Annotated in this window: 12 protein-coding genes; 6 read left to right on the plus strand and 6 right to left on the minus strand. The window is 70.8% G+C overall.

Annotated elements, in window-relative coordinates; translation table 11 throughout:
* Positions 1–13 precede the first annotated feature (13 nt).
* From NFX31_RS01580 to NFX31_RS01590, 3 genes are all read right to left on the minus strand, one after another.
* The gene (locus NFX31_RS01580; RefSeq protein ID WP_091477661.1) at positions 14–1177 is read right to left on the minus strand and encodes a metallophosphoesterase family protein; all 1164 of its coding nucleotides are present in this window, start codon (positions 1175–1177) and stop codon (positions 14–16) included.
* On the minus strand, positions 1174–3312 hold the full coding sequence (locus tag NFX31_RS01585) for a DUF5054 domain-containing protein (protein ID WP_262956552.1): 2139 nt from the start codon (positions 3310–3312) through the stop codon (positions 1174–1176). The genes NFX31_RS01580 and NFX31_RS01585 overlap by 4 nt, the downstream gene beginning before the upstream one ends.
* A gap of 125 nt (positions 3313–3437) precedes the next feature.
* A complete protein-coding gene (locus tag NFX31_RS01590) occupies positions 3438–5399 on the minus strand; it encodes a glycoside hydrolase family 5 protein (protein ID WP_262956553.1) in 1962 nt (653 codons plus the stop codon).
* A 188-nt stretch (positions 5400–5587) separates the two neighbouring features.
* On the opposite strand from NFX31_RS01590, the gene NFX31_RS01595 reads away from it, so the two are divergent.
* The 4 genes from NFX31_RS01595 to NFX31_RS01610 all read left to right on the plus strand — a co-directional run bounded on the left by NFX31_RS01595 (position 5588) and on the right by NFX31_RS01610 (position 10679).
* Complete coding sequence (locus tag NFX31_RS01595; protein ID WP_262956554.1) at positions 5588–6478, plus strand: carbohydrate ABC transporter permease; 891 nt, start codon at positions 5588–5590, stop codon at positions 6476–6478.
* Positions 6478–7452 carry a carbohydrate ABC transporter permease gene (locus NFX31_RS01600; RefSeq protein WP_082071988.1) on the plus strand — a complete coding sequence of 325 codons (975 nt, stop codon included), beginning with the start codon at positions 6478–6480 and terminating at the stop codon, positions 7450–7452. Before NFX31_RS01595 ends, NFX31_RS01600 begins: the two co-directional genes overlap by 1 nt.
* Before the next feature lie 64 nt (positions 7453–7516).
* Positions 7517–8836 carry an ABC transporter substrate-binding protein gene (locus tag NFX31_RS01605; protein ID WP_091477631.1) on the plus strand — a complete coding sequence of 440 codons (1320 nt, stop codon included), beginning with the start codon at positions 7517–7519 and terminating at the stop codon, positions 8834–8836.
* 91 nt (positions 8837–8927) lie between these two features.
* Positions 8928–10679, plus strand: a complete 1752-nt coding sequence (locus NFX31_RS01610; RefSeq protein WP_262956556.1) for a glycoside hydrolase family 35 protein — start codon at positions 8928–8930, stop codon at positions 10677–10679.
* A gap of 6 nt (positions 10680–10685) precedes the next feature.
* Here the strand turns inward: NFX31_RS01610 and NFX31_RS01615 are convergent, their stop codons facing one another.
* Positions 10686–11714, minus strand: a complete 1029-nt coding sequence (locus tag NFX31_RS01615; RefSeq protein WP_258955335.1) for a LacI family DNA-binding transcriptional regulator — start codon at positions 11712–11714, stop codon at positions 10686–10688.
* Positions 11715–11770: 56 nt separating this feature from the next.
* Here NFX31_RS01615 and NFX31_RS01620 point away from each other — a divergent pair, with 56 nt between their 5' ends.
* Positions 11771–13981: an alpha-galactosidase gene (locus NFX31_RS01620; protein ID WP_262956557.1), complete on the plus strand. Its 2211-nt coding sequence runs from the start codon at positions 11771–11773 to the stop codon at positions 13979–13981.
* A 17-nt stretch (positions 13982–13998) separates the two neighbouring features.
* Here NFX31_RS01620 and NFX31_RS01625 read toward each other — a convergent pair whose 3' ends face one another.
* Positions 13999–14823, minus strand: coding sequence for an MOSC domain-containing protein (locus NFX31_RS01625; RefSeq protein ID WP_262956558.1), 825 nt, complete (start codon positions 14821–14823; stop codon positions 13999–14001).
* Positions 14824–14913: 90 nt separating this feature from the next.
* Positions 14914–15099, minus strand: coding sequence for a DUF3073 domain-containing protein (locus NFX31_RS01630; protein WP_045249305.1), 186 nt, complete (start codon positions 15097–15099; stop codon positions 14914–14916).
* 161 nt (positions 15100–15260) lie between these two features.
* Here NFX31_RS01630 and NFX31_RS01635 point away from each other — a divergent pair, with 161 nt between their 5' ends.
* A complete protein-coding gene (locus NFX31_RS01635; protein WP_045249306.1) occupies positions 15261–15803 on the plus strand; it encodes a universal stress protein in 543 nt (180 codons plus the stop codon).
* The last annotated feature ends 36 nt before the right edge of the window (positions 15804–15839 follow it).

Consider the following 15839-nt stretch of genomic DNA (forward strand, 5'->3'; position numbering starts at 1 on the left):
CACCGGGACTCCGTCACCCTGAGAACGGTCGCACGCTCTCCGACGGGGTCAGCGTCTCCGCGAGCACCAGGGCGCCGTCGAGCGTGCGCATCTCGAGGCGCAGGGCCTCGGGATACGCCCGCACGTCGATCCAGGTCGCGGCCTCGGGGGACGCGGCGTCCAGGTCCGGGCCGCCGGCGACGACCTGCGCGTACGGGAACGCCGCGTCCGCGGGGATCAGGGCGGGCTCGTGCGTGTGGCCGGAGACGATCAGCTGCGCGCCCCACGCGACCAGGGCATCGTGCCAGGCGTCGCGGCTCATCCGGCTGAACCAGTCGTACCCGTCGCGGTCGTAGTCGGCCGGGGTCTCGTCGGTCCAGCGCAGCGGGATGTGGCAGAACACGAGACGGTACGGGGCATCACGGATCTCGGGCCGTGCGATCTCCTCACGCAGCCAGTGCGCCTGCTCCGCGCGCAGCGGCTCGAACGCGACCCGTCCCCGGAAGGTCGGATGCGCATCGGGCTTGTCCTCGCCGGTGTGCAGGAAGACGCACGCCACGGGGCCGATCCGCACGGCGGAGAAGGGGCGGCCATCCCGCATCGCCACGTAGTCCTGCAGCTGGAACGCCCAGTCGCCGCGCACGTCGTGGTTGCCGATCGTGACCTCGAGCGGCCGGTCGGCGCTGATGTCGCGCTGGGCGGGGGAGAGCACGGTGCTCACGAACTCGCCGGGTGTGGTCCAGTCGTTGCAGAGATCCCCGTTCCAGACGAGGAGGTCGACCGCGGGCGTCTGCGCGTCGAGCGCACGGATCGTGTCGTCGCGCTGATGCGTGTCGTTCCACACCGCGATCCGGGCCCTCTCGGCGGATCCGTCCGCCAGGCGCACCGTCTTCCAGGCGCTCACGTGCTGCGCGCCGGGCGCGGCGACCGCGTCGGTCACGGCGCGCACCTGCACGGTCGCGCCGGGGCGGAACCCTTCGGTGCGCACGCGCAGCACGTGATCGCCCTGCGGGGTCATGCCGAACGCGTCCATGCGCGCCTCGCCCTCGCCGTCGTCGGTGCGCCACTCCAGCCGGCCCCGGCTGAGCCGGCTCACCGCCCACACCCCTTCGAAGCCGTCCGGGCGCACCGCCATGATCACCAGCGGGCTCGTCACGAGCTCGCTGTCTGCGGTGGACGCGCGGGGGGCGGGGGTCATCGGTTCTCCTCATCGGGATCGGGGGCGCCGCCGAGGTCCAGCTCGAACCGATAGCGCAGGTCGTCGTCGAACCACATCCGGAAATTGGTGCCCCACACATTGTTGTGCAGATTCACGGAGAACCCGTCGGCGGGATCCGGGATCGCGTCGTCGAAGCGCAGCAGGGCCGGGGCGCCGACCGCGACCAGGGGCGCGTCGATCGCGCGCAGGCGCAGAGGCCGCGATCCGCTGCGCACGACGGCCGTCGCCGCGTGCAGGGTGCGGTTGCCGCGGCTGACGACGCGCTGCGGGTCCACGGGCGCACCGAGCTTGTGCAGCGTCCAGGTGTCGTCCGCCGCGGGTGAGCCGGGGGCCGGGCGGAAGCCGAACCAGCTCGCCTCCGGCAGTCGAGACGCCTCGCGGCCGCACACGTCGAGAAGGATCCGGATCGGGCCCTCGATCGCGGGGAAGCGGTACTCGATGCGGATCCGGGCCGGCGCGCCCGTCGCCGCGACGAGTCGCGCCGGAAGGGACAGGTCGGCCGTCGCGACGCCGGTGCCGTCGGCGTTCGTGACGACCCGCAGGGTCCGCACGGCGGGTGCCGTGACGCGCGCGGGGAGGCGGTCGGCGATCGCCAGGCCGGGGCTCGCCTGGTCGGGGATCGCCCAGAAGCCGTGCTGGTCGAGGTCCCGGCAGTACTGCCGCAGCCAGCGCTGCTCGTCGCGTTCGTCGAAGGTCTGGTGGCGGAACGCGCCCATCGCGTGGTCGTCATCCGCCCACACGCTGCCGTGTGCGTCGCGCAGCCCGGTGATCGACCCGTCCGCGCCGAAGCGCACCGCGAACCGTCCGAGGAGCACCTCCTCGCCGACGGCGAGGGTGCGCTCGATTCCGTCGACCGGCGTCGCGCCCTCCGCCGCCGCGTCACCCCGGGGCTGCAGCTCGGCCAGTGCCGCCCGCGCCTCGGCCGCGCGCGCGGGCGCCAGTGCGGCGATCGCCGCATCGAGATGCGCGCGCTGCTCGGCCCAGGACTCCTCGAATCCCGAGTACGTCAGGGGGCTCCGCGACGGGTGCTCGGCCCACGCCCAGTCGTAGGCGTGCGTGTCCGCGGGGTTCGATGAGGGATCGACGACGTCGCGGGCGCGAGCCGCGCGGAACTCGTCCTTGAGGTAGTTCGCGTAGTCGGGGAGGTGGGTCTTCAGGTCCTCGCCCCACGTGTGCTCGGCGATGCGCAGCAGCGCCACCCCGAAGTCGTGGTGCTCCGCGGAGGCGGGACCGAGAGTGCCGTCGCGGACCCACGCGGTCCGCAGCCGCTGCAGGGCGCCCAGGCCGGCGGTCAGGAGAGGATCGGCACCGGCCCCGTGGATCCAGGTGTCGCCGATCTCGTCGGTGAGCACGGGCAGCGCGTCGCGGTGCGCGAGCACCGCGCGAGCGAAATCGTCCAGGTTCGAGGCGACGATGCGCGCCCCGGGGTGCGCGGCCGCGAGGGCGGCGAAGAGCTCTTCCACCTCGTCCACCGTGGGCGGGCCGTCGTTGTCGCCGGTGTGCGCGAGGTGCAGCGCGTCGGTGCCGCCCGGCACGACGGCGAGCGCGAGCCCCTCCGAGCCGTAGGAGCGCGCGTAGTTCACGACGACCTCGGCGCCGTCGGGGGCGCGCCAGACGAAGAACTCCGGCACGTCGGGCACCGCCGAGGCGCCGTTCACACCCAGGTGCAGGTACTCGATCCCGGCGGCGTCGAGCACGGGCACGAGCCCGATCGTGTGACCCGGCACGTCGGTCATCTTCGCGGCGATGGTGCGGCGGCCGTAGCGCGCGTCGAGATCCTGCGACAGCGACGTCGCGAACGCGGCGAGCGACGGATCCAGGAGCTCGGTGTGCGTCGTGAGCGGCAGCGCGTGCCACCGGATCCGCCCCTGCCGCAGGGCGGCGTCGAGCCGGGCGACCTGCGCTGCGCTGCCCGTGCGCAGCACGTGGTCGATCAGCCAGGAACCGGTCGTCCACACGAAGCGCGCAGGTCCTCCGCGGCGTTCCAGCTCCTCGGAGAGCTCGATCGCGCGGGGCAGGTAGCGCTCGGTGTAGCCGGCGATCACGTCACGGGCGAGGGCCGTGAAGCCGATGTCGAGGTGGGTCTTGAAGACGACGTGGATCGTGTCGATCACGGCGGATCCTTCCGGGGGTCAGGGGCGGTCCTGCGAGGCAGGTCGAACATCGCGGCGGTCGCGCCGCCGGGGGACGTGCCGCTGTCCCGGGTGGGTCGCATGGCACCCGGAACAGCGGCGTCGGATCAGTGCAGCGGCTTGCAGAGCAGCGCGCTCGGCACGCCGCCCTGAAGGCGCTGATAGGTGTAGGCGACGCCGGCGATGTACTCGCCGTCGGCGCACTGGCCCTTGAAGCGCCCGGGCGCCCAGTCGCTCGCGGTCGAGCCTCCGCCGGCGGGCCGGTTGTCGGCGCGGTCGAACCAGAGGGTGCGGCCGTTGCTCGACGGCAGCGCGGATGCGCTCGGTGCGCAGAGCAGCCGGGAGGCCGCCCAGCGGTTGACGGTGCCGATCGTCAGGCTGAGGCCCACGGCGATCTCGCCGTTGGCGCACTGCAGCTTGCTGTAGCCGCCGGCCCAGTCGACCTGCACGTTGGCCTCAGTGCTCACGACATGGCGGACGGTCGTGAGGCTCGGCTGTCCCGCATCTGTGCACAGACCGCGGTTGCTGCTGCGGGAGAGGCCCTGCAGCCGCTCGGTGTCGGGGCAGACGCCCTTCCACTGACCCGGATCCCAGTCGGGCCGGTCCTGCATGAGCGCGGAGGCGTTGGTGTCGGGCAGGTAGCTGTCGCTGCCGAGCATGTTCCAGCGCACGGCGGGGTCGACGTGTCCCGTCCTGCCGGGGGAGGTGACGAGCTTCTGCCAGCCCGCATACCGCCAGTCGTCCGCGATGCTGATCCGGCTGCCGTCCGGCCGGTAGCCGAGCAGCGCATAGGTGTCGGCGAAGTCGCCCGCGGCGTCGGCCTGGGTGACCAGGGGCCAGGCGGCGAAGTCGGTGTCGTTCGCCGCGAGGAGGTCGGTGAAGTTGTTCCACCAGTCGATGTTCTTCTGATCGGTCTCCCCGGCTCCGCGGATGCCGAATTCGCTGATCCACACCGGAGCCGTGTAGTGCTGGCCGGCCGTGGTCACGAACAGCGCCTCCTGCGTCACCGCGTCCGCGAGCTGTGTCGCGGTCATGTCCCGATAGCGCAGGTCGTGGGTCTCGCCCAGCCCCGTCGCGCCGGTGTGCTGCGGACCCGTGTAGCCGTACACGTGCGCGGAGTACACGAGCTTGTCCGGGTGCAGGATCGTGTTCGACGTGTTCGCGACCGGCTTGAGCATGGGCCGGTCGTGGAACAGGCCGTCCAGCGGCACGCCCTGCCAGTTGATCCCCTCCATCACGATGAGGACGTCGGGGCTGACCTTCTGGATCGCGATCGCCGCCTGCTGATACGCCTTGTACAGGTCGTTGCCGTCGCCCATTCCCCAGTTCGCATCGTCGGTCACGTCGCGGCGCACCTCGTTGCGCAGATCCATGCCTACCACCCGCGGGTTGGCCCGGTAGCGCTGGGCGAGCATCACCCAGTCGGAGATCCACTTCTCCGTGGTCTGGCTGCTGTACCACTTGGTGTTCGCGTCGACACCGCAGCACCACAGCGACGTGGTGGTGTGGTTGTTCAGGATCACGGCGAATCCGTCGGCGGTGAGCGCGTCGACCACGGCGTCGAAGACCTGGAGCGGCGTCTTGCCGCGCAGCTGCGGGTTGGCTGCGACCGCCGCATCGGGCACCGCCGCCGTCATCCCGAGCATCTCGTTGGAGAATGGCAGGCGGATGCTGTTGATCCCGATCGAGTGGAAGTCGCTCATCAGGGTCGGCAGCGCCACGCGGTCGAGCCCCATCGGGATGTCGTAGCTGTCGCCGCTGTTGTGCGTGGCGGGGTCGTCCTTGGATCCGCTGCCGCTCCAGTGCCCCTGCGCTCCATCCCAGTTCGCGGAGATGAGCTTGAACCGGTCGCCGTCGGCGTCGACCACGTACCGTCCTCGGGTGCTCAGCGGTGCGGTCCATGACGCGGAGAGCTCGGCGCCGGTGAGCACGGGGATCGTCGTGGCCCGCGCCTGCGCGGACGTGGCCTGCGCCTGCGGCTGCGCGGCTGCGGGGATCGGCGCGGCGAGGCCCGTGGCCAGCGCTGCGGCGCCGAGCGCCGCGAGCACCTGATTCCGTCGTCGTTGCATGGATCCAACTCCTTTGTCTTCTGTCCATCTGGTCGGACTCCGTCTCCTCCGCACATCGTCCATGCGGTGGATTCTCGACGGATTGGCAACGTAAACATCACTTTTTCGAGGCGTGAGTTGTTTACGTAACCATAGTGTGCCTATAGTGCTCTTGGTAACGCAACCAATCACGAGGAAGTGAGACACGGATGTCGATCGCGACGCCGCTCCGACGCTCCCGCCCGTCCTGGGCGGGCTGGTGGTTCGTCGGTCCGTTCATGCTCGTGTTCGCGCTGGTGCTCATCGCGCCGCTGCTCTACGCGATCTATCTCAGCCTGTTCCGCGACTCGCTGATCGGCGGCACGCACTTCGTCGGCCTGGAGAACTACGCCACGGCGATCGTCGACCCGAAGTTCTGGGACGCGACCGGACGCGTCGTGCTGTTCCTGGTCGTGCAGGTGCCGATCATGCTGGCGCTCGCCCTGGTGGCCGCGTTGGCGCTCGACAGCGCACGGCTGCGGTTCGTGCCCTTCTACCGGCTGAGCATCTTCCTCCCCTACGCCGTCCCCGGCGTGGTCGCGGTGATGATCTGGGGCTACATGTACGGCGACCAGTTCGGACTCGTGGCGGATCTGAACCGCTGGCTCGGCGACATCGTGCCCTCCCCGCTGTCGTCGACGTGGATCCTGCCCGCGATCGGCAACATCGTCACCTGGGAGTTCGTCGGCTACAACATGCTGATCTTCTTCTCGGCGCTGCAGGCCGTGCCGCAGGAGCTCTACGAGGCGGCTGAGATCGACGGGGCCGGCGCCCTGCGCACGGTGTTCAGTATCAAGCTCCCGGCCATCCGCGGCGCGATCGTCGTGGCGACCATCTTCTCGATCATCGGCAGCTTCCAGCTGTTCAACGAGCCGGCCGTGCTGCAGAAGATCGCGCCGAACTCGATCTCGAGCTACTTCACGCCGAACATGTACGCCTTCAACCTGTCGTTCGCCGGATCGCAGTTCAACTACGCGGCCGCGATCGCGATCATCTCCGGCGTGATCACCATGATCATCGCGTTCTTCGCGCAGTCCCTCGGATCGAAGGAGCAGAAGTGATGAGCGTCATGACGTCCCAGGGCGCGGAGCCGCTGAACACCGAGGCCGTCGTCACCGGCCGCCGACCCAGCCGGCTCGCGAGCGGCCGGATCCAGGGTCGTCCCGCCCGCCGCGCCGGCCGGCGACCGGCGCGCCGCACGCGCACCTCGATCACCCTCATGATCGTGATGACCCTGATGCTGCTCTACAGCCTGGGCCCGCTGTTCTGGCTCGTGGTGAACTCCACGAAGTCGCGGCAGGACCTCTACACCACGTCCGGCCTCTGGTTCGGGCCGAAGTTCTCCCTCTTCACGAACATCGCCGACGTGTTCGCGTACGACGACGGGGTGTTCCTGCGCTGGTTCCTCAACACCGTGCTCTACGTGGTGGTCGGCGCCGGCGGCGCCACGCTGCTGGCCACCCTGGCCGGGTACGGGCTCGCCAAGTACCGCTTCCCGGGCCGGCGCGCGGTGTTCGCGATCATCCTCGGCGCCCTCGCGATCCCCGGATCCGTGCTCGCCGTGCCCCAGTTCCTGCTGTTCAGCAAGCTCGGGCTCACGAACACCCCGGCCTCGGTGCTCATCCCGTCGCTCGTGAGCGCCTTCGGTCTGTACCTGGTCTGGGTCTACGCGGCCGAGGCGATCCCGGACGAGCTCATCGAGGCGGCGCGCCTGGACGGCGCCGGCGAGCTGCGGATCTTCTTCTCGATCTCGCTCCGGCAGCTCGCCCCGGCCTTCATCACCGTGCTGATGTTCGCCGTCGTCGCCACCTGGAACAACTACTTCCTGCCGCTCATCATGCTCTCCAGCCCCGAGTGGTACCCGCTCACGGTCGGACTCAGCCAGTGGGCGTCCGCGTCCGCGTCGATCGGCACGCAGCCGATCCCGCAGCTGGTCATCACCGGCTCGCTGCTGACGGTGCTGCCCATCTCGGCCGCCTTCCTCTATCTGCAGCGCTACTGGCAGTCCGGCCTCGCCGCCGGAAGCGTCAAGTAGCCGCAACCCCTCTGTTCACCTCCCCCGCACGAAACTCTGCATCACCTCCGGAAAGGACCCCGCAGTGAAGAAGAACATCTGGATGCGCGCCGCCGTCGTCGTCGGCGCCGCCTCGCTCATGATGGGCGCCCTCGCGGGCTGCCAGGGCGGCAGCGACGCCGCCCAGGGCGGTTCGAAGGCCGACATCGACGCCGCTCTCAAGAAGGGCGGCGAGCTGACCTGGTGGACCTGGAGCGACGCCACGCAGAAGCAGGCCGACGCGTTCACCAAGGAGCACCCCAACGTCAAGATCAAGGTCGTGAAGCTGGACAACCCGGATGCTGCGGTGACGAAGCTGCAGAACGCCGTCAAGGCGGGATCCGGTGCTCCCGACATCGTGCCCGTCGAGTACCAGACCATGCCGCAGCTGACCATGGCCGGGGCGCTCGCCGACATGACCTCCTACGGCTTCGACGGCTACAAGGACCAGTTCACCGCGTCGACCTGGAGCTCCGTGAACGTGAACGGCAAGCTCGTCGGCATCCCGATGGACTCCGGTCCGATGGTCTTCATCTACAACAAGGACCTCTATGCCGCCGCCGGCATCACCGAGGCGCCGAAGACCTGGGACGAGTTCGTCAAGGACAGCGCGGCCATCCACGCGAAGGATCCGAACACCTACATCGCCACCGGCGGCGACGCCGGATTCTTCACCAGCATGATCTGGGCGTCCGGCGGCCATCCGTTCAAGACCGACGGCGAGAAGGTCACGATCGACCTTCAGGACGAGGGCAGCAAGAAGTTCGCCGACATGTGGGGCGGCATGCTGCAGCGCGGCGAGCTCTCTCCGCTGGCCACCTGGTCGGACGAGTGGAGCAAGGCACTGAACCAGGACAAGCTCGCCACGCTCATGATGGGTTCCTGGATGATCTCCGGAATGGATGATCACGGCGCCGGCAAGTGGCAGGTCGCCCCGATGCCGACGTGGGACGGGACTCCCGGATCCGCCGAGAACGGCGGAAGCGGACTGAGCGTCACCGACCAGAGCAAGAACAAGGCCCTCGCGGCCGCCGTGCTGCAGTTCATGGCCGACGGCACCGGCCGCACGCTCATCAACCAGAACGGTTTCCCGTCGACGGTCAAGGAGTTCGACAACGCCGACTGGAAGAACATGACCTTCGCGGCGTACGGCGACCAGAAGCCGAACCCGATCGGCGCGGACTCGGCGAAGTCGGTCATCGCGGGCTGGCAGTACCTGCCGTTCCAGGGATACGCCAACAACGTGTTCGGCGACTCGGTCGGCAAGGCGATCGGCGCCAAGGGCGATCTGAACGCGGCTCTGAAGGAGTGGCAGAAGACGCTCGTCGACTACGGGAACCAGCAGGGCTTCCAGGTCAACAAGTAACCCGCCGCCGCTCGGTGCGGGGTCCGCTGCGGCGGGCCCCGCACCTTTCCCGCCGCCCTCCACGACCCCTCGATCCTTCCCGGAGTCCGCAATGCCCACCTTCGCCATCGGCGAGACCGACTTCCTGCTCGACGGAGCGCCGTTCCAGGTGATCTCGGGCGCGATGCACTACTTCCGCGTCCACCCCGGCCTCTGGGAGGACCGTCTGCGGACGGCCCGTCAGATGGGCCTCAACACGATCGAGACCTACGTGCCGTGGAACGCGCACGAGCCGGTGCGCGGTGAGTTCTCCGCGGAGGGCGACCTCGACCTCGGCCGCTTCCTCGACCTCGTGCAGGCGCAGGGGATGCACGCGATCGTGCGCCCCGGCCCCTACATCTGCGCCGAGTGGCACAACGGCGGGCTGCCGGAGTGGCTCATCGCGGATCCCGGGATCCGCGTCCGCTCGCAGGATCCGCGCTATCTCGCCGAGGTGGAGCGCTATCTCACGCGCGTGTACGACATCGTCCGGCCGAGGCAGATCCACCGCGGCGGGGGAGTCATCCTCGTGCAGATCGAGAACGAGTACGGGGCGTACGGCTCCGACAAGGCGTACCTGCGCGCCCTCACCGACCTCACCCGTGACGCCGGCATCGAGGTGCCGCTCACGACGGTCGACCAGCCCGCCGGCTCCATGCTCGACGACGGGACGCTGCCCGATCTGCACAGCACCGCGTCGTTCGGATCGCGCGCGGCGGAGCGCCTGGCGGCGCTGCGCCGGCACCAGCAGACGGGGCCGCTCATGTGCTCCGAGTTCTGGTGCGGCTGGTTCGACAGCTGGGGCGAGCCGCACCACACCACCTCCGCGGCCGACAGCGCGGCAGAGCTGGAGACCCTCCTCGCCGCGGGCGCCAGCGTCAACATCTACATGGTGCACGGCGGCACGAACTTCGGCTACACGGCGGGCGCCAACGACAAGGGCGTCTACCGGCCGATCGCGACGTCGTACGACTACGACGCGCCGATCGCCGAGGACGGCACGCCCACCGAGAAGTACTGGCGGTTCCGCGACGTGATCGCCGCGTATGCGCCGGTGCCGGAGGACCTCCCTGCGCCCCGGACGCCCGCGCGCGTCCTGGAGGGGCCGCTGGTGCGCGCCGTCGCGCTCGCCGACGCGGGGCTGGAGAGCTGGACCCGGCACGAGACCGCGCCCGCCGCGACGGCCTTCGGTTCCCCGCGCGGCTACTCCCGGTATGCGGTCGCGGTCCCGCACGGCGGCGCGCTCACCGTGGGCGAGGCGCGCGACCGCGCACATGTGTTCCTCGACGGACGCCCCGTCGGGATCCTGGATCGCGAAGCGCACGACCGCGTGCTCACGGTGCCGGCGGCGGGCGAGCTCTCGATCCTCGTCGAGCATCTCGGCGGCGTGAACTACGGTCCGCGGATCGGCGAGGCCAAGGGCCTGATCGGCCCCGTGCGTCTGGACGGCGAGGAGCTGCACGACTGGGCCGTCTCCCCCCTCGAGCTGACCGCCGACGCCGTGCGCGCGGCACTCGCCGCGCACGGGACGGCGGTGCGCCCCGGCGTTCCCGTCGCCGGTCCGGTGCTGCTCGGGGGCGTCTTCGACGCCGACCCCTCGGGCGACCTGCATCTCGACGTGAGCGGCTGGGGATCCGGCGCGGTGTGGATCAACGGTTTCGCACTCGGCCGCCACTCCGCGCGCGGCCCGCAGGAGACGCTGTACGTCCCCGCGCCCGTGCTGCGCGCCGGAGGCAACGAGATCCTCGTGCTGGAGCTCCGTGGCGCGGAGCGGCCGACGGTGCGCTTCGCGGAGTGGCCGCGGCTCGGCCCGACCGAGTTCTGAATGCGGTCAGGTCAGAGCCGGAGCGGGACCGGTGCTGTCCCGCACCACGAGCCGGGTCGGGATGAGCGGGTTGTCGGGCAGGGGATCGCCGTCGATCATCGCGATGAGCAGCTCGGTCGCGCGCTGGCCGACCACGTCGAAGTTCTGGTGGACGGTGGTCAGGGCGGGCCAGTAGCTGTCGCTGTCCTCGCTGTCGTCGAAGCCGATCACGCTGAGATCCTCGGGGATCCGCAGTCCCGCCTCGTGGGCCGCGTGCATCACGCCGAGCGCCATCTGGTCGTTCGCCGCGAACACCGCCGTCGGGCGCGGGCTCTCGGCGAGGATCTCCCGACCGGCGGCGCGGCCCGAGGCGGCGGTCCAGTCGCCGCGGTGCAGCGTCGGCGCGTCGAGCCCGCGCTCCTGCAGCACATGTGCGTAGGCGTCCTCACGGCGGCGTGCGGAGAACGACTTGAGCGGGCCCGCCACGTGCGCGATGCGGGTGTGGCCGAGGTCGAGCAGGTGCTGCATGGCGATCCGGGCGCCCTGCTCCTGGTCGGTGTCGACCAGGGTGTGCTCCGCGGTCGCCGTGGAGTCGACGATCACGAGCGGCAGGCCCGCGGTCAGGGCGTAGTCGTCGGGCGAGCCGAACTCGGCGGACATGATCAGGATGATGCCGTCGACGGCCTGCTCCTCGAGGCGCCCGAACGCGCCCGTCACCGAGACGCGCGTGGGGTCGGCCACAGGGATCAGGGTGGTCGTGTAGCCGGCCGCGGCGCCGGCCTCGGCGACCGCTTCGAGGGTGCGCTCGTTGCCCAGCGTCGTGATGTTGAACGTGACGACGCCGAGGCTGCGGAAGCGGCCGGACTTCAGATTGCGCGCGGCGCTGTTCGGGCGGTACCCGAGCTCCTTCATCGCGGCGAGCACCTTCTCGCGCTTCTCCGGGCGGACGTGGACATAGCCGTTGGCCACGCGCGACACGGTCTGCGGAGAGACGCCCGCGCGCTGGGCAACGTCCTTGATCGAGGCGCGCGGAGCGCCGTCCTTGGTCCGTTGCACATTGGTCCCTTGCATGGCAACGTAAACAATACTCGAACCGCTGAGGAAGAGGAATCATGTCGTCATCGACCGTCGACCACGCCGTCGTGGATCTCGGCATCGTGCTCCAGACCGAGGACGTCGCCCTCGTCCTGGACATCCGCGGCGGCGGGCTGCCGGAGGTGGTGCACTGGGGCGCGGCCTGCGGACCCCTCGACGCCGCGTCCTTCGACGCGCTGACGCGCACCGGCGTCTTCCCCGACGCCGGCAGCGAGGTCGACGCGGTCGTGCCCGTGTCGCTGCTCCCCGAGCTCTCCCGCGGATGGAGCGGGACGCCGGGGATCAGCGGCTCCCGGGACGGCGCGCACTGGTCGCCGCGCTTCGAGGTGACCGGGGTCCGGGTGGACGGCGCCCCGCTCGAGGACGGATCCGGCCCGGTGCCGACCGGACGCCGCCTCGTCTCCCTCGGCCCTGCTTCGGTGCAGGTGTCCGCCCGCGACGACGAGGCGCAGCTGGAGCTCGAGCTCGACGTCGAGCTCACCGCCTCCGGCGCGATCCGCACCCGTGCGGCCCTCCGCAACGCCGGCGTCGACGGGTACGCGCTCGACGCGCTCCTGCCGACGCTGCCCGTGCCGCTGGAGGCAGACGAGGCGCTGGACTTCGCGGGACGCTGGGCGGTCGAGCGCGTTCCGCAGCGGCGCCGCCTCGGCGTCGGCGCGCACCGCAGGGAGAACCGGCGCGGGCGCACCGGCCTCGGGAGCGCGCTGGTGCTCGCCGTCGGCCGGCACGGCTTCGACGAGGCCTCGGGCGAGGTGTGGGGGATCCACGTCGGCTGGTCCGGCGACCACGTGCATCAGGTCGAGCGGGTCGCCGAGGGCCGCCAGGTGCTCGCCGGGGGCGAGCTGCTGCTGCCCGGCGAGATCCGGCTGGGTGCCGGCGAGGAGTATCGGAGCCCGTGGCTGTACGGCTTCCACGGGCAGGGTCTCGACGCGCTCGCGGCGCAGTCGCACCGGATGCTGCGCGCGCGGCCCCAGCACCCGCTGTCGCCCCGCCCGGTCACCCTCAACGTGTGGGAGGCCGTGTACTTCGACCAGAACGAGCAGGATCTCGTGGAGCTGGCCGATGCCGCCGCGTCCGTCGGGGTGGAGCGCTTCGTGCTCGACGACGGCTGGTTCGGTGCGCGCCGCAACGACCGCGCCGGGCTCGGCGACTGGACCGTGTCGCCCGAGGTGTGGCCGCAGGGGCTGCATCCGCTCATCGACCATGTGCGCGGCCTGGGCATGCAGTTCGGGCTCTGGGTGGAGCCGGAGATGGTGAATCCCGACTCCGACCTGGCCCGCGCGCATCCGGACTGGATCATGTCGGCGCGCTCGGAATGGCCGCTCACGGGGCGCCATCAGCAGGTGCTCGATCTGGCGAACCCGGCCTGCTACGCGCACGTGCGCGACGCGCTGATCGCGCTGCTCGACGAGTACGACATCGCGTACCTGAAATGGGATCACAACCGCGACCTCGTCGAGGCGGGCACCGGATCCCGGCGCGCACCGGGCGTGCACGGGCAGACCCTCGCGTTCTACGCGCTCGTGGACGAGCTCAAGCGCCACCAGCCGGGGCTCGAGATCGAGTCGTGCTCCTCGGGCGGCGGACGCGTCGACCTGGGCGTGCTCGAGCGCACGGACCGGGTGTGGGGATCGGACGACAACGACCCCCTGGAGCGCCGGCGGATCAACGCATGGACGGCCCAGCTGGTGCCGCCGGAGCTCATCGGCGCGCACATCGCGTCCGCCCCCTCGCACGTCACCGGCCGCACCCACACCCTCGCGTTCCGCGCCTCCGTCGCGCTCTTCGGCCACCTGGGCGTCGAGGCGGACATCCGCGGCTGGAGCGACGACGAACGCGCCCAGCTGGCGGAGTGGATCGCGCTGCACAAGCGCGAGCGCGCGCTGCTGCACGGCGGCAGGACGGTGCGCGCGCAGACACCGGATCCGGCCTTCGCGCTGCAGGGCGTGATCGCCGAGGACGGCGGACGCGCGCTCTACCTGTTCACCGCGCTCGCCCTCGGTGCGACGGCGAGCGCGGGGCGCTTCCGCCTGCCCGGGCTCGACGACGGCCGGCGCTATCGCGTCGAGATCGAGCCGCTCAGCCTGCGGGGGCTCGCGGGCAACGCCGCGGCCTGGCAGCAGGACGGCGTCGAGCTGACCGGGAGGATCCTCGGCCGGATCGGCATCGTGATGCCGTCGGTGCATCCCGAGACCGCCGTCATCCTGAGGGCGACCGCGGTCGACTGAGCGCAGGCGCCGCGCCCTCAGCCCACGAGCACCTCGTCGCCCACGCGGATCGTGCCGCCGACGCCCGCGGACTCGCCGACCGCGCCGCTGATCCCGGGCAGCACGAGCAGGCGGCCGAGCGTCGGCTCGTCCTGGCCGAGGGATCCGGTGAGCGTCTTCAGCACGCTCGCGTCGCGCTCGCCGGTGTCGGGGTTCGCGTGCGTCGCCAGGCAGCGCACGATCGGGCCGGCTGTGTGCAGCCGCACGTCGCCGATGCGCACCTCGCCGTGCCAGTCCAGCTCGTCCCACGCGTCGACGCCCCCGATCACGACGTTCGAGCGGAACCGGCGATCGTCCACCTCCTGTCCGAGCGCGGCGCCCAGCGCGGCGACGCTCGACTCGCTGTGCAGCGACACGTAGCCGCGTCCCCGGTCCTGGAACCGCGAGCGGGTGCCGTCGCCGACCAGCGCCAGCGGGAGGCGTCCCGGCCGCTGCAGGCGCTTGGCGTCGGGGGAGTCGAGCACGAAGGCGGTGACGGCCTCGGAGAGCGCGTGGCGTCCGTCGTCGTCCAGATCCGCGTCGGCCAGCGTCTCGTCCGCGTGCTCGATGCGCACGCGCCGCGCGTCGTGGTCGTAGGTCAGCCGCAGCTGCGCGAGCGCGGGGAAGGACTCGAGCGCGAGCCCCTTCGACTTCGGCCAGTGATCGAGGCCGTCGCGCTCCTCGGGTGTCGCCGCATCCGCGAAGCGGAACGCGAGCACCCGGTCGCCGGCGATCCGGCCGTCCGCCTGCACGGTGAGCGAGGAAAGGCTCTCGGGCGTGAATCCCTTGACGGGGTGGCGATAGAGCGCGACGACGTGAGGCATGGATCCATCCTCGCAGGGACGCGCGGACGACCGGTGCCAACGACGAACCCCGCCGCGAGCATGCTCGGGCGGGGTTGCGGATGAGAGAGCTCAGGCCCTTTCGAGCTCGTCCTCGTCTTCGTCGGCGTACTGATCCGCCCACTTGTCGACGTACTGGTCTTCGGTCTCCGGATGACCCAGCTCGCGCTCCAGCGCGGAGTAGTTCACCGACGGACTGTAGGACTTCAGTTCGCGGGCAATCTTGGTGTGCTTTGCCTTCTGACGGCCACGGCCCATGCGCGAGACCCCCTTACTGTAAGCAGCGGACGAAACGGGGCCCGCTGTCTATTTCCGGCACCGGCTCGCGGCCGGTAAGAGTAGCATCCAGGATAGCACGAGGGCCACCTCACCTCGCCGTGACGGGGGTCGCAGCAACCCGGCCGGAAGGGAACGATGAGATGAGCGACACCGCCCCCACCCCTGAGGAACGAGAACTGCAGAACACGCAGCTGCAGAAGGCCGTGATCGTCGCCCTGCGACCCGGTCAGCCGCCGCGCGTGCTCGCCGAGGCGATGCGCTACGCGACCCTGCTCTCCGCGCCCCTCCTGATCGTGCACGTCGACGTCACGCGCTTCGTCACGTTCGAGGATCCGGACGGCATGGTGCACTCCGCGCCGATCGACCTCAACATCGACACGGGCGCCGAGGAGTTCGCCGAGCTGCGCGCCGAGGTCGAGAAGGTGCTCGCCGGATCCGGCCTCACCTGGACCGCGCGTCAGCTGGTGGGTGACCCCGCGCTCGCGATCAAGCATCTCGCGGGCGAGGTGGATGCGCAGCTGATCGTGGTCGGCACGCGCAGCCGCGGGATCGGGGAGTCGATCCGCGAGTTCTTCACCGGATCCGTCGCGGCACGGCTGTCGCACCGGCAGTCGCGGCCGATCCTCGTCGTGCCGCTCGAGGAGCCCGTACCCGACACGCAGAAGGAGATCTGGCCGGAGTAGCCGGATCCGGGTCGGCGCCTTCCCTTCCCGGTCGTT

Origin of the sequence: Microbacterium azadirachtae (assembly GCF_025583665.1) — a bacterium.
GTDB classification, from domain to species: Bacteria; Actinomycetota; Actinomycetes; order Actinomycetales; family Microbacteriaceae; genus Microbacterium; species Microbacterium azadirachtae.